The sequence below is a fragment of the Bradyrhizobium sp. SPXBL-04 genome, assembly GCF_051853035.1.
Lineage (GTDB): Bacteria > Pseudomonadota > Alphaproteobacteria > Rhizobiales > Xanthobacteraceae > Bradyrhizobium > Bradyrhizobium zhanjiangense.
This window is the reverse complement of record NZ_CP182472.1, coordinates 8,598,249-8,617,692: the sequence shown is the minus strand read 5'-3', so window position 1 is coordinate 8,617,692 and position 19,444 is coordinate 8,598,249. Positions and strand designations below refer to the sequence as shown.

The following is a 19,444-nucleotide window of genomic DNA, read 5'->3' as shown; positions in this document are numbered from 1 at the left end:
CCATTGCGAGATCGCATCCCCATGCAACGACCCGCCGCGCTGCACCATTAATCTTCGCTTAATGCGAGGCGCCGGCGCTCTTGTCGCCGCCGGCCTTGCGCAGCCGTCCGACCACGCCGGTCGGAAAGAAGTAGACGCTGGCGATGAACAGCAGCCCGAGCCACAGCAGCCAGCGGTCGGGATGCAACAGGCCCGGCAGCAGCGGCAGACCGGCTTCCGACGCCGCCGTGGACGCGACGCCCATCAGCGACTGCAAATAGTTCTGGGCGAGGATGAAGATGGTGGCGCCGATGATCGCGCCGTAGATCGTGCCCATGCCGCCGATCACGACCATCAGCAGGATATCCAGCATGATCGAGAAGCTGAGCGAGGTGTCGGGCCCGGCATAACGCAACCACAGCGCATTCAGGATGCCGGCGCTCGCGGCGACCAGCGCCGCGAGGCAGTTGGCGTAGGTCAAATGGAAGACGGTGCGGAAGCCGAGCGCCTCGGCGCGGAAACGATTCTCGCGGATCGCCTGAAGCACGCGCCCGAACGGCGAGTTCACCACCCGCAGCAGAGCCAGGATCATCAAGGCGGAGATGGCGAGCACCAGGTAGAAGGTCAGGATGCGGCCGTTGATCTCGAAGCCGAACAGGCTCTTGGAGACCAGCACCGTGCCGGGCCGGAGTAGCTCGGGCAGCTGAAAGCTGCGCCCGTCCTCGCCGCCAGTCAGCCAGGAGAGCTGCGAGGCCAGCACCTGGAAGGCGGAGGCGACCGCGAGCGTGATCATGGCAAAGAAGATCGCGGCGACCCGCAGCGAGAACAGCCCGATCGCGAGCGCGAGCAGAGCTGCGAGCGGCAGGCCAATGACGATGCCGGTTGCGACCGCCGCCCAGTTCGGGCCCATCCCATACAGCGCGATCGCGATCGCGTAGCTGCCGATGCCGTAGAACATGGTGTGGGCGAATGACACCGAGCCGGTGTAACCGAGCAACAGGTCGTAGGACGCGACCAGGGCGGCGAAGACGCAGATCTTGGCCGCGACGTTCAGCGCCTTGGCGCCTGGGAACAGGAACGGCGTCGCCGCCAGCGCCAGGATGATGAGCACGAGAACGAGCGTGAGGACACGGCTGCGCGGTGGGTCACCGGAGAGAATCATCATCGGCTGGTCACCGCATAGAGGCCGCGCGGCCGCCACATCAGAATGGCGACCATCAGCAGGATGTTGGAGACGAGAGCGAGCTTCGGCACCAGGAAGCCGCCGTAATTGGCAACCATGGCCACGAGGATGGCGCCGATGAAGCAGCCGCCGATCGACCCGAGCCCGCCGATGATGACGACGATGAAGATCAGCACGGTGAGGTCGTCGCTCATGGAGGCGTGAACCTGCTCGCGATAGAGCGCCCACATCACGCCGCCGAGGCCCGCGAGCGCCGATCCCGTCATGAATACGCCGAGGAACAGGCGGCGGATGCGATAGCCGAGCGCCTCGACCATCTCGCGGTTCTCGACGCCGGCGCGGATCAGGAGGCCAAGCTTGGTGCGATTAAGCACGAGCTGGATCGCGATGAAGACGGCGAGGCCGATCAGCATCGCCAGCACGCGGTACTTTGCAATTGCGACGTCGCCGAGGATGAAGGACCCGCGCAGCGAAGTGGGCAGCGGCATCGGGATGATCTGCGGTCCCCACAGCGCATACAGCGTCTGCTCGGCGACGATCAGGCCGCCCGTCGTCATCAGGATCTGCTTCAGATGCTGGCCGTAAACGGGCAGGATCAGCACGCGCTCGACGATTAGGCCGAGCGCGCCTGATACTGCCATCGACAGCAGCGCTGCCGGTGCCAGCACCGCGAGGTTCACCCACAGCGAATCGGCTTGGATCGAGGCCGCAAACGGCGCCAGCACCAGGGTCGCGACATAGGCCCCGACCGCGATGAAGGCGCCGTGGCCGAAATTGAGCACGTCCATCAGGCCGAACACCAATGTAAGTCCGGATGCCATGATGAAGATCATCATGCCCATGGCGAGGCTCGCGGCCGTCAGCGTCAGCCACGAGCTGGTCGAGCCGATCAGCGGGATCATGAGAAGCGCGAGCGCGACCGGCAGCAGGATCGGCGCGATGTCGCGCTTCGGCTTCGGCAGCGGATCATTTGCGGCGAGTTCAGTCACTGATGCGCCTCCAGGCTCAGGCCGAGCAGTCGCTCTTGCAGCGGCACGTCGGCGGCCAGCGCCGCCATCTCGCCGCGATGGACGATGGTGCCGTTGTCCATCACCAGCACGTTGTCGCCGAGCTCGCGGGCGGCAAAGAAATTCTGCTCGACCAGAAGGATGGTCGCGCCCTTGCGCTTGATCTCCTTCAGGCACTCGATCAGCGCCATCACGATGGCGGGCGCGAGGCCCTTGGTCGGCTCGTCGATCAAAAGCAGCTTGCGCGGCTCGATGATGGCGCGCGCGATGGACAACATCTGCTTCTGCCCGCCCGAGAGGCTTCCCGCCCGCGACAGCCAGAATCGGCGCAGCGCCGGGAAGAAGCCAAAGATCCAGTCGAGCTGGGCATCGTCCAGCGGACCGTCGCGCGCCGCCAGCACCAAATTCTCTTTCACCGTGAGATCGGAGAACACGGCCATGCTCTCCGGCACGTAGCCGACGCCGAGCCGCGCGATGTCGGGCGTGGCGCGACTCTCGATGCGCTCGCCGGCGAGGCTGATCTCGCCGTGCGAGGCCTGCCAGAGGCCCATGATGGTGCGCAGCGTCGTGGTCTTGCCGGCGCCGTTGCGGCCGAGCAGCATCGTGGTCTGCCCCTGCGGAACTGCGAGATCGATGCCCTGGAGAATGTGATAGCGGCCGATATGGGTGTGCACGCCGGAGAGTTTCAAGAGGTCGGTCATGCTGCACTCCCTGCAGCCGTCTTGGGCGCTACGCCGAGATAGGCCTCCTGCACGATTGGCGAGGCGATCACTTCGGCAGGCGGGCCGTCCGCAACCAGCTGGCCGTTATGCAGCACGATGATGCGGTCGGCGAGCGAGCGCACCACGTCCATCTTGTGCTCGACGAGCAGGATGATCTTGCTCCGGTCCTGCTTGAGCTGGGCGATCAGGTTGAGGACGACAGGCACCTCGTCGATGCTCATGCCGGCGGTTGGCTCGTCGAACATGAAGACATCAGGCTCCAGCGCGATCATCAGCGCTACCTCGAGTTTGCGCTGGTCGCCATGCGACAGCGCGGTCGCGGCGACGCCGCGCCGGCTGCCGAGCGCGACCTGGTCGAGGATGGCGTCGGCACGCGCGATCAGGTCGCGGCGGACCATCCAGGGCCGCAGCATGTCGTAATGGGTGCCGTTCGCCGCTTGCACCGCGAGGCGGACGTTCTCCTCCACGGTGAGGTTCGGGAAAAGATTCGTGAGCTGGAATGCGCGCCCGAGGCCTGCGCGCGTGCGCATCGGCGCGGAATGCTGGGTGATGTCGGTGCCGTCGAACAGGATGCTGCCGCTGGATGCGCGCAGCTGACCCGAGATCAAATTGAAATAGGTGGTCTTGCCGGCGCCGTTCGGCCCGACGATGGCCGTGAGCTCGCCCGGGCGGAACGTGCAGGTGACGTTGTTGACCGCGACATGGCCGCCAAAGCGGATGGTGAGGTCGCGGGTTTCGAGGGTTAGCGGCATTGGAGTCCGGCGAATGATGGGAACGGAGATATATCCGCGATCACGCTGCGCTCCCTCCCCCGCTTGCGGGGGAGGGTAGGGGAGAGGGTGTCGCCGCAGGCGAGAACCCCCAAGAGGAGAAAGCCCTCACCCGGCGCTACGCGCCGACCTCTCCCGCAAGCGGGAGAGGTGAGCACCACACTCACCGCTTGTTGCGAACCGGCACGTCCATGTCCTCGATCTTCAGCTCACGCACCGGCTCCAGCACGGCCCAGGCGACGTTCGGATCGACCTTGACCTTGAAGTGATACATGCTTTGCAGCGCCTGATGGTCCTCTTTGCGGAACACCATCTTGCCCTTCGGCGTGTCGAACTCCAGGCCCTCCATGGCCGTGATCAGCTTCTCGGTGTCGGTCGACTTCGCCTTGGTGACGGCGGCGACGACGGACATCGCGGCGGCAAAGCCGCCCGCGGTGAAGAAGTCCGGCGGCGAGTTGAAGCGCTTCTGGTGCTCGGCGACCAACCAGTCGTTCACCGGGTTCTTCGGGATCGCATAGAAATAGTACGTCGCGCCTTCCATGCCGGGCAGGCCCTTATAGGCCGCGAGCGCCGGCAGGATGTTGCCGCCGGTGGATAGCTCGATGCCGTAGCGTTTCGGATCCATGTCCTGGAGCTTGGCCAGCGGATTCCCGGCGCCGGCCCAGATCACCCAGATCACCTTGCGGCCCGGCTTGTCCTTCAGCGCGTCGAACAGGCGTTGGCCGACGGCGGTGAAGTCCGTTGTGTTGGTCGGAGCATATTCCTCGGCGGCGAGGGTCGCGCCGGTCTTGGCAAGCGCCTCCTTGAAGGCGGCGACGCCGTCGCGGCCGAAGGCGTAGTCCTGCGCCAGCGTCGCCACGGTGACGCCCTGCTTGCCGATCGCGACCGCGTTGGAGATCGCGTCCTGCGAGGAGTTGCGCGCCGTGCGGAAGATGTAGCGATTCCACTTCTCGCCGGTAATCTGATCCGCGACCGCGGGCTCGACGATCAGGATCTTCTTGTTCTCCTCGGCGACGGGGAGAATGGCGAGCGCGGCGGCCGACGAGGTCGTGCCGATCGCGATGTCGGCCTTGTCGTCCTGATAGGCTTCCGCGAGCGCCGCCTTCGCAAGGTCCGGCTTGCCCTGGTCGTCCTTGGTGATGACGACGATCTTGCGGCCGTCGAGCGTCATGGTGCCCTTGGTGGCGTATTCAAAGCCCATTTTCAGGCCGGTCTCAGTCTGCTTGGCATAGGCCTCGAGCGGACCGGTCTTGCCGTAGATCAGCGCGATCTTGAGATCGTCGGCCCGTGCGGATGCGCCCGCGGCGAGCGCGAGGATGGTTGTTGTTATGATGAGTGATCGACGCACGATGGTCCCTCCTGATTTAAAGCTTCTGGCAACAGCGATTTGCACAACACTACGAACATTGCAATTGAACCTTCCGGCGAAGCGGATTTGGCTTTGCCAGCATGCATCATTTTTGGGCCTGCTGCATGGCGCGCGCAACGTCGGCGCCTTCGACCTGCCGCCGATCGGACTGCGCTTCGTCCGCACTCTCGAAGATATGCGGCGCAACGCCGCGCTTCTCCAGGGCTTCGCCGAGCTTGATGCGCAGGAAGCCCGACGTGGTGTAGCGCGATACGCCGGAATAGAAGCGATCGACGAGACTGCGGACCATGGCCGAATAATCGTCCATCAGCTCCGGCAGGATGGAAAAATTGTCATAATTGACGATGGCGTAGACGCGGCGCCCGAGCGGGGCGAGCCTCGCCTCGACGATGGAGGCGATGGTGTCGATCTCGGCCTTGCTGCGCAGCGGGTAGCGCTCCAGATTGACGAAGAACAGGTTCTGCTGCTCGTCCAGCGTGAAGCGCTGGTCGAGCGGGATGGTGAGCAGGCGCTCGCGTAGATCCATGAGATCTTCGCGGAAGATGCGGTCGTCCATCAGAACAGGATCGCGCGGGATCAGCGGCTTGAAATCCATCAGGCGCAGGATGTCGCGCTCGATGTCGATGCCGGGCGCAACTTCCGTCAGCTCGAGCCCGTCGGGCCTGAGCTCGAACACGCAGCGCTCGGTGACGTACAGCGTGCGCTGCTTGCGCGCCGCGGCAAACGGGCCGCTGAAGGTGACGTGCTCGACGCTATCGACGAACTTGCGCGACTTGGCCTCGTCGAGGATGACGAGCTTGCCGTCGTTCACCGCGATGCGCTGCTTGCCCGCGCCGAACGTGCCGACGAAGATGACCTCCTTGGCGTTCTGGCTGATGTTGATGAAGCCGCCGGCACCCGCGAGTTTCGGCCCGAACTTGCTGACATTGAGGTTGCCGGCACTGTCGACCTGGGCGAGGCCGAGGAAGGCGGCATCCAAGCCGCCGCCGTCGTAGAAATCGAACTGATAGGGCTGGTCGATCACCGCTTGCGTGTTGATCGCCGCGCCGAAATCGATGCCGCTCGCCGGGATGCCGCCGATCACGCCCGGCTCCGCCGTCAGCGTGATCAGGTCGATGATCCGCTCCTCGTTGGCGACCGAGGCGATCCCCTCGGGCATGCCGATGCCGAGATTGACGACGCTGTTGGCCTTCAATTCGAGAGCGGCGCGGCGGGCGATGATCTTGCGCTCGCTGACCGGCATCACCGGCAGCGAGGCGGCACGGACGCGGATCTCGCTCGAGAACGCCGGATTGTATGGCGTGCCGAAGGTCTGCCAATGGTTCTCCGGCTTTGCCACGACGACGCAGTCAACGAGAATGCCGGGAATCTTCACTTGGCGCGGATTGAGGCTGCCGGCTTCGGCGACGCGCTCGACCTGGGCGATGACGATGCCGCCCGAATTATGCGCGGCCATAGCGATGGCCAGCGCCTCCAGCGTCAGCGCCTCCTTCTCCATCGTGAGGTTGCCGTCGGGATCGCCGGTGGTGGCGCGGATGATTCCGACATTGATCGGAAACGTCCTGTAGAGCAGGCACTCCTCGCCGCGCAGCGTGATCAGCTCCACCATGTCCTCGGTGGTGCGCGCATTCAGCTTGCCGCCGCCGTGCCGGGGATCGACGAAGGTGCCCATGCCGACGCGGGTGATGTGGCCGGGCCGCCGCGCCGCGATGTCGCGGAACAGATGGGTGATGACGCCCTGCGGCAGGTTATAGGCCTCGATCTGGCCCGCGATCGCAAGCTGCTGCAATTTCGGCGCAAGACCCCAATGCCCGCCGATCACGCGGCGGACCAGGCCCTCATGCGCGAAATGATTGAGGCCGCGCTGCTTGCCGTCGCCTTGGCCGGCCGCATAGACCAGCGTCAAATTGCGCGGCTTGCCCTGCGTATAGGGCGCATCGCCCTCGTTGGAGAGATAGAGCTCCTCCAGTGCGATCGCGATCTCCTCGGCAAAGCCGATGCCGACGAAGCCGCCGGTCGCCACCGTATCGCCGTCGCGGATCAGCATGACCGCCTCGGCCGCGGTGACGACCTTGCCCTTCTCGGAATTGCGCAGGTAAGGCAGAGCTGGGTGCTGGCTCACGGCGTTCCTCCCGATCGTTTCGACCGCATGCCGTTGGTGCCTGATCCTATCGCGAGAAGCCGCCCTGGAACAGGCTGCTCCTCGCGCCGGAAGGCCTGATGGGACAATCAGCCCTGAACTATCTTGCGCGTTTCGGTGGCAAAGTAGACCGACACGACAGTGATGAGCGCCAGCGCGATCATGTAGAGCGAGATCGGCCAGGTCGCCGGCGCGTAGGCCGTCATCAATCCCGTCGCGATCAGCGGCGACAGCGCGCCGGCGAAGATCGAGGCGAGGTTGTAGCCGAGCGAGACGCCGCTATAGCGCACCTTGGTGCCGAACAACTCCGACAGGAAGCTTGCCTGCGGGCCGTACATCGCGGCGTGCCCGACGGCGAGGCCCAGCACGATCGCGATCCAGGCATATTGCGGGTTCTTGGTCGCCAGCAGCATGAACAGCGGGAACGACATCAGCGCAGAAAAGATCGCGCCGAAGATGTAGATCGGCCGCCGTCCGACGCGGTCGGAGAGCGCACCGAAGGCCGGAATGGTGACGGTCTCGATCGCCGCGCCGATCAAGGCGCCGTTGAGCATGTCCTGCTTGTTCATGCCGAGCGATTGCGTGGCATAAGCGAGCACGAAAGTCGCGTAGATATAGAAGAAGCCGTTCTCGGCAAAGCGCGCGCCCATCGCGAGCAGGATGTTCTTGGGATACATCCGGATCGCGTCGACGATCGGCATCTTCACTTCTTGCTTGGTATCCTTGACCTTCTGGAACTCCGGCGATTCCGCGATGGTGAAGCGGATCCACAGGCCGACCAGCACCAGCGCGATCGAGAACAGGAACGGGATGCGCCAGCCCCAGGCATAGAGCTGCGCGTCGGTCAGCATCGAAGACACCACCGAGAATACCAGCGTGCCGAGCACGAGGCCGAGCGGTGCGCCGAGTTGCGGCCAGCTGCCGTAGAAGCCCTTTTTGTCGGCGGGCGCATGCTCGACTGCCATCAGCACCGCGCCGCCCCATTCACCCCCTAAGCCAAAGCCCTGGATCAGGCGGCAGGTGACGAGCAGGATCGCAGCCCAGATGCCGGCGGTCTCATAGGTCGGCAGAAAGCCGATCGCCGCGGTGGCGGCGCCCATGATCAACAGCGTCAGATAAAGCATGGTCTTGCGGCCGATCTTGTCGCCGTAATGGCCGAATACGACGCCGCCGAGCGGGCGCGCGATGAAGCCGAGCGCGTAGGTCGCGAACGCCAGCAGCGTTCCCATCATCGGATCGAAGGTCGGAAAGAACAGCTTGTTGAAGATCAGCGCCGCGGCAGTGCCGTAGAGGAAGAAGTCGTACCACTCGATGGCCGTGCCGATCAGGCTCGCGGTGGCGACGGTGACGTGCGAGGGCTGTTTCGCCTGAAGCTGATGGACCGAGATCGCTTCACTCATCTTGCATCCTCCCTGGTTGCGAATGCGCGTGTGCAGCACGCGTCATTGTGCAAGAGCGAAGAGCAAGGTCCGCGCCAGATGGCGTCAATTGGTGCAAATGGGCGAAAACACAGCAATTTCAGTGTGGTCTTCGCGACAGAGCGGCAAGCGGCGCTGTCCGGAATCCGAGACTCCGGACAGTCCGTGTCTCGAAACTCAGACGGAAGCCGGCCCCGCGGCGAGGCCGAACTTGGCGAGCTTCTTGTAGAAGGTGGCGCGTGAGATCCGCAGCATCCTGGCGGCCTCGGAGATCTGGCCGTTGCTGGCGGCGAGCGCCTGTTCGAGCGTGTGCTTCTCGAACTCGGCCTCGGCTTCGGCATAGGGGACGACCGTTCCGGCCGGGCGCTCGGGCGCTGTGGGCCTGACCTCGGCACCGACGGGAAGGATGCGAACGAAATCCTCGCCGGTCAGCCGCCCGGAATCGCTGAGGATCAGCGCTCGCTCCAGGATGTTGCGCAGCTCGCGCACGTTGCCCGGCCAGTCATAGCGCGCCAGTGCGGCGAGCGCGCTCGGCGTGATCCGGGCGCTGACATAGTCGCCGGACGCGCTGATGTCCTCGAGCAGGCGGGTGCAGATATCGGGAAGATCATCCAGGCACCGGCGCAGCGGCGGCAGGTCGATCGAGAGCACGTTGAGGCGATAGTAAAGATCGGGGCGGAACGTGCCCTCGCTGACGCGCTTGCGCAGGTCCACATTGGTCGCGGCGACCACGCGCACGTCGACCCTGGAAATCTTGTCCGAGCCGAGCGGCTCGATCTCGCGCTCCTGCAGCACGCGGAGCAGCTTGGCCTGCAATTGCAGCGGCATCTCCCCGATCTCGTCGAGGAACAGCGTGCCGCCGTCGGCAATCCGGAATTTGCCCTCGCGTCCCCTGCGGTCGGCGCCGGTATAGGCGCCCGGCGCGGTGCCGAAGAATTCCGACTCGATCAGCGTGTCGGGAATCGCGGCGACATTGACGCTGACGAACGGCTTCTCGGCCCGCGACGAGGCGTTGTGAATCGCCTGCGCCAGCATCTCCTTGCCCGTTCCGGTCTCGCCGGTGAGCAGCACCGTGACGCTCTGCCGCGCGGCGCGGCTTGCCAGCTCCTTGGCCTGTGCAATGGCCGGCGTCGTGCCGACGAAGTCGGCGAAGGTGAAGCGCGCCGCGCGGGCGTTGGACAATTGCCGCCGCGCCAGCCGCAGATCGCTCTCGAGCTGGGCGACGCGGGCGAGCAGGGGTTTCAGACTTTCGAGGTGATCATAAAGCACGAAGCCGATCGCGCCGATCACCTTGCCGTTCTCGTCCTCGATCGGCATGCGGGTGACGACCAGTTGCTCGCCGCCGAGCTCCATGATGTCGAGCAGGATCGGCTCGCCGGTCTCGGCCACCTTCCGCATCAGGCTGTTCGGAATGACCTCCTCGATCGGACGGCCGATCGCCTCAGAGGTCCGCTTGAGGCCGAGTGCTGTGAGGTATTTCTCGTTGACGTAGACGACCCGCCCACCCCGGTCGATCGCGATCGCGCCCTCGCAGAGCTTTTCCAGCCGCTCGAACAGCGTCTCCATCGCGCGCGCACGAAGATAGGCGGGGTCGCTGATGGAGGAGGCGGGCATGACGTACCTCGCGGGAAGTCTGGCTGTGTATTATCAAAAGGCCAGTAATTTCAAAGCGGGAATTGGGTTGCTTGCCGGGTCGTCCATCCCCGGCGTCGTCCTGGACAAGCGCAGCGAAGCGGAGTGCAGATCCAGGACCCATTACCCCAAAAGGTGGCTTGGCTTCGTGGTTACCAGCTCGCGCCACAACCCTTCCCGGGGTAATGGGTTCTGGCTTTCGCCAGGACGACATTGAGGGGTGTTGCCGTCGCACCCCTACCGGCGATACCCGCTCGCCCGCGAATAGCCCTGGCGGTTCTGCTGCATCGGGCGGCTTGCCACGTTGACCCGCGCTTCGCTGGCCACCGTCGTTGCGAACTTCAGCTCCTCCAGGAAGATCGGCCGGGAGAAGTAATAGCCCTGCGCGTAGCGGATCTTGGTTGCGGCCTGGAGATAGGCGAGCTCCTCGTAGGATTCGAGGCCCTCGGCAATCACGGTCATGCCGAGCGCTTCGCTCAAGGATTCGATCGCGCGCAGAATGCCCTGGCTGCGCGGACGCTTATGGATGTCGGTGATGAAGGAGCGGTCGATCTTGATCTCGTCGGCGGTGATGTCGGCGAGCGCCGAGAGCGAGGAATAGCCGGTACCGAAATCGTCGATCGAGATGCCGACGCCGAGCTTGCGGAACATCGGCAGGATCTCGTCCTGGAAATGATTCTTGGCGACGAAGGCGTCTTCCGTCAGCTCGATCATGAAACGCTGCGGAAAACCGGTGTCGTCCAGCGCCTGCGCGAAGCTGCGCATGAATTCGGGATTGCCGGCCTGCTTGGCGGCGACGTTGATGCTGATGGTCGCTTCCGCGCCGAACGTCTCGTTGATCAGGTCGATCGACTTGACGATCTCGGCCAGCACGAGATGGGTCAGCTCGTCGATCAGCCCGAGCTCGCTGGCGAGGTTGATGAACGAGCCGGGCGCCTGGATCACGCCTTCGTCGTCGCGCAGGCGCACCAGGGCCTCGATGCCCTTCACCGCTTGCGTTCTGATGTCGACCTTGGATTGGAAGGCGCAGCAGAAGCGCTTCTCGAGGATCGCGAGCCGCAGCGACTGCTCGACCTTCATCCGCGCCAGCGCCTCGCGCTCCATGCTGGAATCGAAGAAGGCCGCCGACCCCTTGCCGTCGTTCTTGATGCGGTACATCGCGATGTCGGCGTTCTGGCGCAGGGTCTCGAAGCTGCTGCCGTGATCGGGGTAGAGGCTGATGCCGACCGAGGTGGAGGCAAAGATTTCCGAATGGTCGATGAAGAACGGCGCGGTCAGCCGCTGCAGCGTCGATTGCATGAATTCGGCGACTTCTTCCTGGCTCTGGATCGGCGACAGCAGCAGCAGGAATTCGTCGCCGGAGATGCGCGAGAGCATGTCGGAATCGCGCAAGTCGCGTCCGAGTCGCTTCGACAGCTCGACCAGCAGCGCATCGCCGACGGCGTGGCCGTAATAGTCGTTGATGTGCTTGAAATTGTCGACGTCGAGAAAGGCCAGCGCGAAACGCTCGCCGCCATCGCGTGCGAGCAGGCCGTTGGCGCGATGCTCGATCACGCGCCGCGAGGGCAGCCCGGTCAGCTCGTCGAAATAAGCCGAGCGGAACAGCTGGTCCTCGAAGTTCTTCTGCTCGGTGATGTCGGAGGATGCCGAGATCAGGAGCTGGCGTCCGGCGAGGCGGACGGGACGATGGGTCGTGAGCAGCACCTGCCGCGCGGCGCCGTTGTGAAGGGCTTCCTCGGTGACGACCGCCTGGCCGGCGCTCAGCGCCTGTCGGCAGGCTTCGCGACGCGGCGCGAGATCGGGCGAGGGACGGCTGCCGTCCATGCCGAGCTGGGAAGCCGCGGCATCGTTAACCAGCAAAAGCTCGCCGTGCGCGTCCTGCACGGTGAGGCCGGCCGGCAGCATTCTAACGATTTCTTTGAGAAATCCGAGCTCGGCTTCGCTCGCGCCAAAATATTCGTTGTCGTTCATAGAAGCCATGAATCTTGTTGTTTCAGCGCGCTTTTGCAATGGGCGCGATCTAGCGCGGTTCCCTCTTAAGTTTGGTTAAGAGGTCCGAAGAAATACGGGGGTGTTTTGGACGAAACTTGCGACGATGCGACGCGCGACGTCGATCGTCATTAACAGAGGGTCAATGCGCCCCGCCAAACTGCGAGCGGAGCGCGCGGTTCTCTTTCGCTTGTATCGAACCTGATCGCGCGATGAGCTTGGGTTGAAACGTGCGAGCCGTTTGCTGTCCGTCAGCCGCCCTTGGGGATACGGCATTGCATGATGCAATGGAGGCCGGTCTTCAAGAATGAGAGCTCGGTCTTGCCGTCGAAGGCGGTTAGCGCCGACTTCAGCAATTTGGTGCCGAAGCCCGGTGCCGACACCTCGCCGATGCTTGGTCCCTCGGTCTCGTCCCAGGTGATGGTCAGGCGATCGCCGGTGACTGTCCATGACACCTGCAACAATCCGCGCGGCGCGGAGAACGCGCCATATTTGCCCGCGTTGGTGGCGAGCTCGTGAAACATCAGTGACAGCGTGACCGCGAGCTTCGGCGGGAGGAACAGCCGGTCGCCATTGAGCGTGAAGCGGACGTGGCCGTAAGGCCCGAGCTCCGCGATCAGGAGATCGCGGATGTCGCAGCCCGCCTTGTCGATCCGCGAGATCAAATCGTCGGTCGTGGCCAGCGACCGCAGCCTCGGATCGATGCGGGCCCAGACTTGCGGCTGGTCGTGCAGCACCTGGTGCAGCACGGCGTGCACCGTCGACAGCTTGTTCTTCAGCCGGTGTTGGAGCTCATCGACCAGCAGCTTGCGATAGTCTTCTTCCTCGATCAGGCGCTTGGAAATCCGGCGCTGCTCGATCAGCAGCGAGCGATAATGCTCGACACCCCAGATCGTCAGCGCGCTCACGGCCCAGTAAAGCGCCAGCAAGGCAAATCGCGCGTGATCGGCAAAGGCATCGCTGAAATTGACGACGACGCCGAGCACGCCGCCGACGAGTGCCGTCACGACGCCGATCCGGAAGCCGCCGAACGCGGCGGCAAAGAACACGGCCGGGAAATACGGGGTGAAGTAGACGTCGGGCCGGACCTGCGCGAGACCCCAGCGCGCCGCCGTCGCAATCAGCAAGCAGGCGGCCGCGAAGGCGATGCTCAGAGCGAGCGATGGCGGTGCCACGCCCTGCCAGCCTTTGCGGAACTCGTCGATCAGCTTCCCCATGCCCCGCCCGGTCGCGATGCCCGTTCGAAAGTCGAGCCATGGTTGCGAATGTTACGCATGTCGGACGCGCAAGCAAAGCTTGCCTTGCCGCGGGCCGGCGGGAATAGTGACCGTCGCGGCGCCGTCATCTGTCAGTGTCCGCCATCTGAAAATCAAATCATTCAAAAACGGGAACATTCCATGGGCAGGCTAGACGGCAAGGTTGCGGTCATCACCGGCGCGACGAGCGGGATCGGATTGCGTACCGCGGAAGTCTTCGTTGCCGAAGGTGCCAAAATTGTGATCGCGGGTCGGCGCGTGCCGGAAGGCGAGGCGCTGGCGAAGCAGCTCGGGGCGACTTGCATCTTCCGCCAGACCGACGTCACCGTCGAAGCGCAGATGCAGGCGCTGATCACGCTCGCGGTCGACAGATTCGGCCGGATCGACTGCCTGTTCAACAATGCGGGCGGCCCGGCGCAGACCGGCGGCATCGAGGGCCTCGAGGCCGAGCGGTTCGATGCGGCGATGGCGACGCTGGTGCGCAGCGTCATGCTCGGCATGAAGCACGCCGCGCCCCACATGAAGAAGCAGGGTTTTGGCAGCATCATCAACAATGGCAGCATCGCCGGCCGTCTCGCCGGGTTCTCGTCCTCGATGGTCTATAGCGCGGCCAAGGCGGCGGTGATCCATCTCACCAAATGCGTAGCGATGGAGCTCGGCGAGTCCAATGTGCGCGTCAACTCGATCTCGCCCGGCGCGATCGCAACCGGCATCTTCGGCAAGGCGCTGGGGCTGTCGACCGACGCGGCCGAGAAGACGCCGGCGGTGATGCGCGAGGTCTACAAGACCGCGCAGCCAATCCCGCGCGCCGGTCTCCCTGATGACATTGCCCACGCCGCGGTGTTCCTGGCGAGCGACGAATCCAGCTTCATCAACGGCCACGACCTCGTCATCGACGGTGCCATGACCGGTGGCCGCAACTGGAGCCAGCAGCAGCAGGGTTATGTGGCCTTGCGCAAGGCGTTCGATCAGGGGGCGTAGTTGCTGAGGGCAACGCTGCCGTAGGGTGGGCAAAGGCGCGCTCTTTCGCGCGCCGTGCCCACCGTCGGTGTTCAAACCGGGAGAGACATGGTGGGCTGTCGTCGTACGCGCGACCCGGTGGCTTTGCCCACCCTAGGATATCTCGCCAGGGAGTTCTCGTGCCCCGGACGCAGCGCAGCGCTCCTTCAGCGGTGCGCTGCAGAGCCGGGGCCCATCTCTCCGCGCTGAACTTATCGCAAGATTCTGGGTCCCGGCTCGCGCTTTTGCGCGTCCGGGACACGGGAGGCTCAAACCGCCTTCACCCGCACCCGCAAACCATCCCGCGGCTTCGGGATCGGCCACATCTGCCAGTCCGGCTTGTAGCCCGGCGCCAGCGATACCTCGACGTTCTGCAGGAAATGCCGCGCGAAGCATTTCGCCTGCATGTAGGCGAAGTGCAGGCCGAGGCACATATGTGCGCCGCCGCCGAAGGGCACAAAGGCGAAGCGGTGGCGGCCACGCTGAGCCTCCTCGGTGAAGCGCATTGGATCAAACCGGTCCGGCTCCGGCCAGATGTCCTTCATGTGATGGGTGTAGAGCGGATTGACACCGACCGCGGTGCCGGCCGGAACCGTAAAGCCCTTGAAGCTGAAATCGCGCATCGCGCGGCGCGGCATCGAGGGCACCGGCGGCTTGATCCGCAGCGCCTCCTTGAACGCCATCTCCGTCAGCGGCATTTTTTCGAGATCGTCGAAGCTGCTCGGCGCATCCGGGGCGAGGCCGAGCGCGAGGACCTCCGCCCGCAGCCTGTTCTGCCAGTCCGGATTTGCGGCGAGTTCGCCAATGAAGGAGGTCAGCGACGAGGTCAGCGTGTCATGCGCCGCCATCATCAGGAAGCTCATATGGTCGATGATGTCCTGCTCCGAGAGCAGCGCGCCGTCCTCATGGGTGGCGCGGCAGAGCTGCGAGAACAGGTCATCGCCGCCGTGATTGCCGCGTCGCAGCGGAATCTGCTCGCGGAAATAGGCGACGATGCGCTTGCGTCCCTTCACCCCTCGCGCCATCTGGGTGCCGGGCAGGGGGCGGCGGACCGGGGCGACGGCGGCCGCGACCATGTCGACGAAGGCACGGTTGATCTCGTCGACCTCGGGGCCGATGTCGGCGCCGAGGAACGAGGCCGCAGCGAGATCGAGCGTGAGCTGCTTCATCGCCGGATAGAGCTGCATCTCGCCGGGCTTGGCCTTCCACTGCGCGACGCGCGCGGAAATGCCGCGATCGAGATCGCTGAGATATGACTTCATCGGCCCGGCCTTGAATGCAACCGACAGCGCCTTGCGATGCAGGCGGTGCTCGTCGAAATCGAGCAGCATCAGCCCGCGCGGAAACAACAGGCCGAGCACCTTGTTCCAGCCGTGCGTGGACGAGAACAGTTTCTGCTGGTCGAACAGCACGAGCTCGTTGGCCTCGGGCCCGAGCAGCACGACATTGGTCTCGCCGAAAATGTGCGTGCGGTAGACCGGACCGTATTTGGCGCCGTTCGCCTCGATGTGCCCCTTGGGGTCGGCGAGCACCTGCAAGGTCTTGCCGATGATCGGCCAGCCTTCGTCGCCGGGGATGTGGGTCAGCTCATTGCGCCTGGGCGGGGTGAAGCCAAGCGCAGGGGCGGCCACATTCTGCATCGACATGACGATTGCTCCGGTTGGCAAGCTCCGCGAGCATAGCACGATCCGGTGGTCTTGCGCGCAAGCACGAACCATCGTCGTCCCGGCCTAGTGCGCAATTGCGCACGGGGGCCGGGACCCATAACCCCAGGAAGTAGTTTGTTGCGAGCTGGCAATTACCAATCATCGCCAAACTCAAATCGGTGGCTATGGGTCCCGGCTTTCGCCGGGACGACGGAGATAGACCTACCGCTTCGCCGCTTCTTTCTGCAAATCCGGGGCGTTGACGGCGGGGATGGCGACGCGGCCGGGGCCGGTCACCTTCAGCGCCTCGGCGGCCTTCTCGTTCTCCATGATCTTGGCCATCACGGCCTGGCCCGCACGCTCGAAGATCGCACGATTCTCGATCACGAATTTTTGCGACTTGCGAAGACCGTCGATGTAGCCGTTGATCTCCGGGACGACGTAGCGCGCCACCATGTCCCAGCTGCGGCGGGTGTTTTCCGGATTGGCCCAGTCGTGCACGAAGCCGATGATGGCGCCGACCCCGCCGGACACCTGCATCACGTTCTTGATGGTTTTGACGAGATCGTCGGGTGTGCCGATGGTGGAGGCTGCGCCCTCGACGAAGGCGGTCTTGTCCACGGCTTCGTCGGGCGAGGAGAAAGCGGTGAGGCCCGGCCGCTGCAGCGTGCCGACATTATATTCGTTGTGCCAGCGCATCAGCCCGGCGCCGGCCTCGCGGCGCGCCTGCTCGCGGGTCTCGGCGATATGCCAGGTCAGGAGCACCCGCCAGTCGGCGCGGCTCACCGTGGTGCCGTGCTTTTTCGCGGCGTCCTCGGCGAATTGCCATTGCTGCTGCAGCGACATCAGCCCCTGCGTCGTCATCGAGCCCAGCGAGATGATGCCGATGCCGTATTTGCCGGCCAGCGTCATGCCGGACGGAGAGATCTGCGAGGCCACCACGAACGGCATCTCCTCCTGCAGCGGCAGGATCTGCAGCGCGGCGTCGTTCATGGTGAACCAGTCGCTCTTCGCGGTGACGCGCTCGCCGTTGAAGAGGCGGCGGATCACACCGATCGCCTCGTCCTGGCGGTCGCGCTGCGTCATCGGGTCGATGCCGAGCGTATGCGCGTCGGAGGCGAGCGCGCCGGGACCGGAGCCGAAGATGGCGCGGCCGCCGGTCATGTGATCGAGCTGCACCATGCGCTGGGCGACGTTGAAAGGGTGGTGGTAGGGCAGCGACACCACGCCGGTGCCGAGCTTGATTCGCTTGGTGCGCTCGCCGGCCGCGGCCAGGAACATCTCGGGCGATGCGATCATCTCCCAGCCGGATGAGTGATGCTCGCCGCACCAGAACTCGTCATAGCCGAGGCTATCGAGCTGCTCGACCAGGTCGAGATCGCGCCGGAACTGGAGCATCGGATGCTCCCCGATCGGGTGATGCGGGGCAAGAAAGGCTCCGAATTTCAGGCGCGCCATGGCGTTCTCTCCGGCTTCGATTTTATGTTTGTTGAGGCGGCGAGGCTACGTGCTCGCGGAAGCGAACGCAATCGCACGATGTCCCGCGCGGCGGAATGCAGGCATGCGCGGAGGCGCGATGAGATGTCTCGTCTCCCTCTCCCCGTTCTTACTGGGAGAGGGCGGGGTGAGGGGCTGCTTCCGCAAATTCAGTGGCAGTGCGACTCGCGGAAGCTCCCCCTCACCCGGAATTCAAACTGCGTTTGAATTCCGGCCTCTCCCCGAACGCGGGGAGAGGCGAAGCAACCGCGGAAGCGCGGGAATCCTACCTGCGAGGTAATCGCGACACCACGCGCGATCTGAAATCATCGGGCAACGATAGTCCGGGGTCATGCGCCGATGCACCAAACCGTCACACGACAGCTCGATTCCTCGCGCCGCTGGTGGGTGCTGGCGATCGTGGTGGCCGCCCAGTTCATGTTCGGCGTCGACGCCTTCGTGGTCAACGTCGCCATTCCCACCATCGCGGTCGATCTGAAAGCGTCGCCGGCGCAGATCGAATCTGTCATTGCGATCTACCTGATCGCCTATGCCACGCTGGTCGTCACCGGTGGCCGGCTCGGCGACATCCACGGCACGAAGAGCGTCTTCCTCGCCGGCGTGCTGGGCTTCACGCTGACCTCGCTGTGGTGCGGGCTCGCGCAATCCGGCGCGGAGCTGATCATCGCTCGGCTGGCGCAGGGCGCGACCGCGGCGCTGATGGTGCCGCAGGTGCTGGCGACGTTGCATCTGCTCTTCACCGACGAGACGCGCAGCCGCGCCTTCGCCATCTATGGCATCGTGCTCGGGCTTGCGGGCGCGGCGGGCTTCCTGCTCGGCGGTCTCCTCGTCACGCTCGATCTCGCCGGCACCGGCTGGCGCTCAGTGTTCTTCGTCAACGTGCCCAGCGGCCTCGCCATCGCCACTGCCGCCTGGCGCATCATGCCGTCGGTGCCGCGGCGATCAGGTACGAAGCTCGACGTCAAGGGCAGCGTGGTGCTGTTCGCAGGCTTGTTGTGCCTGATCGGTCCGCTGCTGTTCGGTCACGATGTCGGCTGGGCGCCGTGGTTGTGGGCGGTGATGGCAATCGGCGGCGCGATCCTCGCCGCGTTCCTGAAGCTGGAGCGCGCGGTCGCGCGCGACGGCGGCATGCCGCTGGTCGATCTCACGCTGCTGTCGGATGCAGCCTTCCTGCGCGGGCTCGGCGCGGCGTTGTTCTTTTTCATCGCCAACCTCTCGTTCTACCTGGTGATGACGCTGTACATGCAGCGCGGCCTGAAAATTCCACCGCTCGCCGCCGGCATCGCCTTCATCCCGCTCGCACTTGCCTTCGTCGTGGCCTCGCGGCACAGCGGCGCGCGGGCGCGGCATCGCGGCACCAAGGTGTTGCTCGAGGGCTGCGCGCTCCAGATCGCAGGCCTCGCCGCGCTCGCGCTCGTCGCGTTCTATGTCGATGCACCGACGCCGCTTGCGCTGGCGCTCACGATGATCGTCTTCGGCTACGGTCAGGGATTGGTGATGGCGCCGTTGTCGGGCGCGGTGCTCGCGAGCGTAAAACCTGTCGCCGCAGGCTCGGCCTCCGGCATGTACGGCACCACGGCGCAGATCGGAAATGCGGCCGGAGTGGCCGCAATCGGCGCATTGTTCTTCGCCGCCGAATCGTTGCAATCAGCGCGCGCAGGATTTCTCGTCTCGCTTGCGCTGTTTGTGACATTAGTCATGATCTGCGCCGCATTTCTGGCCTGGATGCGCCGCGCCTCTGCACCAAGTTGAGGCATTGCGGTTAATAGATGCGGATTCCGCGGGAAATTCCGGCGTTTTTCGCGCGATTGACAGCGCACGGTCTTTTTATTTTGCA

14 protein-coding genes are annotated in these 19,444 nt (G+C 64.7%); 2 read left to right on the top strand and 12 right to left on the bottom strand.

Annotated features, from left to right (window positions below; translation table 11 throughout):
• Positions 1-58 precede the first annotated feature (58 nt).
• The 10 genes from ACNJX8_RS40985 to ACNJX8_RS40940 all read right to left on the bottom strand — a co-directional run bounded on the left by ACNJX8_RS40985 (position 59) and on the right by ACNJX8_RS40940 (position 13,426).
• On the bottom strand, positions 59-1,144 hold the full coding sequence (locus ACNJX8_RS40985; RefSeq protein WP_206734399.1) for a branched-chain amino acid ABC transporter permease: 1,086 nt from the start codon (positions 1,142-1,144) through the stop codon (positions 59-61).
• Positions 1,141-2,151 carry a branched-chain amino acid ABC transporter permease gene (locus ACNJX8_RS40980; protein ID WP_128940641.1) on the bottom strand — a complete coding sequence of 337 codons (1,011 nt, stop codon included), beginning with the start codon at positions 2,149-2,151 and terminating at the stop codon, positions 1,141-1,143. Before ACNJX8_RS40980 ends, ACNJX8_RS40985 begins: the two co-directional genes overlap by 4 nt.
• Positions 2,148-2,870, bottom strand: a complete 723-nt coding sequence (locus ACNJX8_RS40975) for a branched-chain amino acid ABC transporter ATP-binding protein (protein WP_438103920.1) — start codon at positions 2,868-2,870, stop codon at positions 2,148-2,150. Before ACNJX8_RS40975 ends, ACNJX8_RS40980 begins: the two co-directional genes overlap by 4 nt.
• Complete coding sequence (locus ACNJX8_RS40970) at positions 2,867-3,643, bottom strand: ABC transporter ATP-binding protein (protein WP_439359158.1); 777 nt, start codon at positions 3,641-3,643, stop codon at positions 2,867-2,869. The genes ACNJX8_RS40975 and ACNJX8_RS40970 overlap by 4 nt, the downstream gene beginning before the upstream one ends.
• Positions 3,644-3,824: 181 nt before the next feature.
• The gene (locus tag ACNJX8_RS40965) at positions 3,825-5,009 is read right to left on the bottom strand and encodes a substrate-binding domain-containing protein (protein ID WP_128947883.1); all 1,185 of its coding nucleotides are present in this window, start codon (positions 5,007-5,009) and stop codon (positions 3,825-3,827) included.
• A gap of 106 nt (positions 5,010-5,115) precedes the next feature.
• Complete coding sequence (locus tag ACNJX8_RS40960; RefSeq protein ID WP_439359157.1) at positions 5,116-7,152, bottom strand: acyl CoA:acetate/3-ketoacid CoA transferase; 2,037 nt, start codon at positions 7,150-7,152, stop codon at positions 5,116-5,118.
• Positions 7,153-7,259: 107 nt separating this feature from the next.
• The gene (locus tag ACNJX8_RS40955; protein WP_439359156.1) at positions 7,260-8,570 is read right to left on the bottom strand and encodes an MFS transporter; all 1,311 of its coding nucleotides are present in this window, start codon (positions 8,568-8,570) and stop codon (positions 7,260-7,262) included.
• Between the two features lie 195 nt (positions 8,571-8,765).
• Positions 8,766-10,202 carry a sigma-54 interaction domain-containing protein gene (locus ACNJX8_RS40950; RefSeq protein ID WP_439359155.1) on the bottom strand — a complete coding sequence of 479 codons (1,437 nt, stop codon included), beginning with the start codon at positions 10,200-10,202 and terminating at the stop codon, positions 8,766-8,768.
• Positions 10,203-10,457: 255 nt separating this feature from the next.
• Positions 10,458-12,191, bottom strand: coding sequence for a putative bifunctional diguanylate cyclase/phosphodiesterase (locus ACNJX8_RS40945; protein WP_439362041.1), 1,734 nt, complete (start codon positions 12,189-12,191; stop codon positions 10,458-10,460).
• Between the two features lie 269 nt (positions 12,192-12,460).
• Positions 12,461-13,426, bottom strand: coding sequence for a sensor histidine kinase (locus ACNJX8_RS40940; RefSeq protein ID WP_128947888.1), 966 nt, complete (start codon positions 13,424-13,426; stop codon positions 12,461-12,463).
• A gap of 180 nt (positions 13,427-13,606) precedes the next feature.
• Between ACNJX8_RS40940 and ACNJX8_RS40935 the strand changes: the two genes are divergently transcribed.
• Positions 13,607-14,446 carry an SDR family NAD(P)-dependent oxidoreductase gene (locus tag ACNJX8_RS40935; RefSeq protein ID WP_128947889.1) on the top strand — a complete coding sequence of 280 codons (840 nt, stop codon included), beginning with the start codon at positions 13,607-13,609 and terminating at the stop codon, positions 14,444-14,446.
• A gap of 287 nt (positions 14,447-14,733) precedes the next feature.
• On the opposite strand, the gene ACNJX8_RS40930 is transcribed toward ACNJX8_RS40935, so the two are convergent.
• Entirely contained in the window at positions 14,734-16,110 is a 1,377-nt protein-coding gene (locus ACNJX8_RS40930; protein ID WP_439359154.1) for a cytochrome P450, read from the bottom strand.
• Between the two features lie 222 nt (positions 16,111-16,332).
• Entirely contained in the window at positions 16,333-17,568 is a 1,236-nt protein-coding gene (locus ACNJX8_RS40925; protein ID WP_128930323.1) for an LLM class flavin-dependent oxidoreductase, read from the bottom strand.
• 378 nt (positions 17,569-17,946) lie between these two features.
• Here ACNJX8_RS40925 and ACNJX8_RS40920 point away from each other — a divergent pair, with 378 nt between their 5' ends.
• Positions 17,947-19,359 (top strand): MFS transporter, encoded by a 1,413-nt coding sequence (locus tag ACNJX8_RS40920; RefSeq protein WP_439359153.1) that lies wholly within the window; start codon positions 17,947-17,949, stop codon positions 19,357-19,359.
• Positions 19,360-19,444: the final 85 nt, after the last annotated feature.

Bases quoted from the DNA above. Each gene is read 5' to 3' on its own strand.
- ACNJX8_RS40985 (WP_206734399.1), bottom strand. From the start codon at position 1,144: ATGATGATTCTCTCCGGTGACCCACCGCGCAGCCGTGTCCTCACGCTC.
- ACNJX8_RS40975 (WP_438103920.1), bottom strand. From the start codon at position 2,870: ATGACCGACCTCTTGAAACTCTCCGGCGTGCACACCCATATCGGCCGC.
- ACNJX8_RS40970 (WP_439359158.1), bottom strand. From the start codon at position 3,643: ATGCCGCTAACCCTCGAAACCCGCGACCTCACCATCCGCTTTGGCGGC.
- ACNJX8_RS40955 (WP_439359156.1), bottom strand. From the start codon at position 8,570: ATGAGTGAAGCGATCTCGGTCCATCAGCTTCAGGCGAAACAGCCCTCG.
- ACNJX8_RS40950 (WP_439359155.1), bottom strand. From the start codon at position 10,202: ATGCCCGCCTCCTCCATCAGCGACCCCGCCTATCTTCGTGCGCGCGCG.
- ACNJX8_RS40945 (WP_439362041.1), bottom strand. From the start codon at position 12,191: ATGAACGACAACGAATATTTTGGCGCGAGCGAAGCCGAGCTCGGATTT.
- ACNJX8_RS40940 (WP_128947888.1), bottom strand. From the start codon at position 13,426: ATGGGGAAGCTGATCGACGAGTTCCGCAAAGGCTGGCAGGGCGTGGCA.
- ACNJX8_RS40935 (WP_128947889.1), top strand. From the start codon at position 13,607: ATGGGCAGGCTAGACGGCAAGGTTGCGGTCATCACCGGCGCGACGAGC.
- ACNJX8_RS40930 (WP_439359154.1), bottom strand. From the start codon at position 16,110: ATGTCGATGCAGAATGTGGCCGCCCCTGCGCTTGGCTTCACCCCGCCC.
- ACNJX8_RS40925 (WP_128930323.1), bottom strand. From the start codon at position 17,568: ATGGCGCGCCTGAAATTCGGAGCCTTTCTTGCCCCGCATCACCCGATC.
- ACNJX8_RS40920 (WP_439359153.1), top strand. From the start codon at position 17,947: ATGCACCAAACCGTCACACGACAGCTCGATTCCTCGCGCCGCTGGTGG.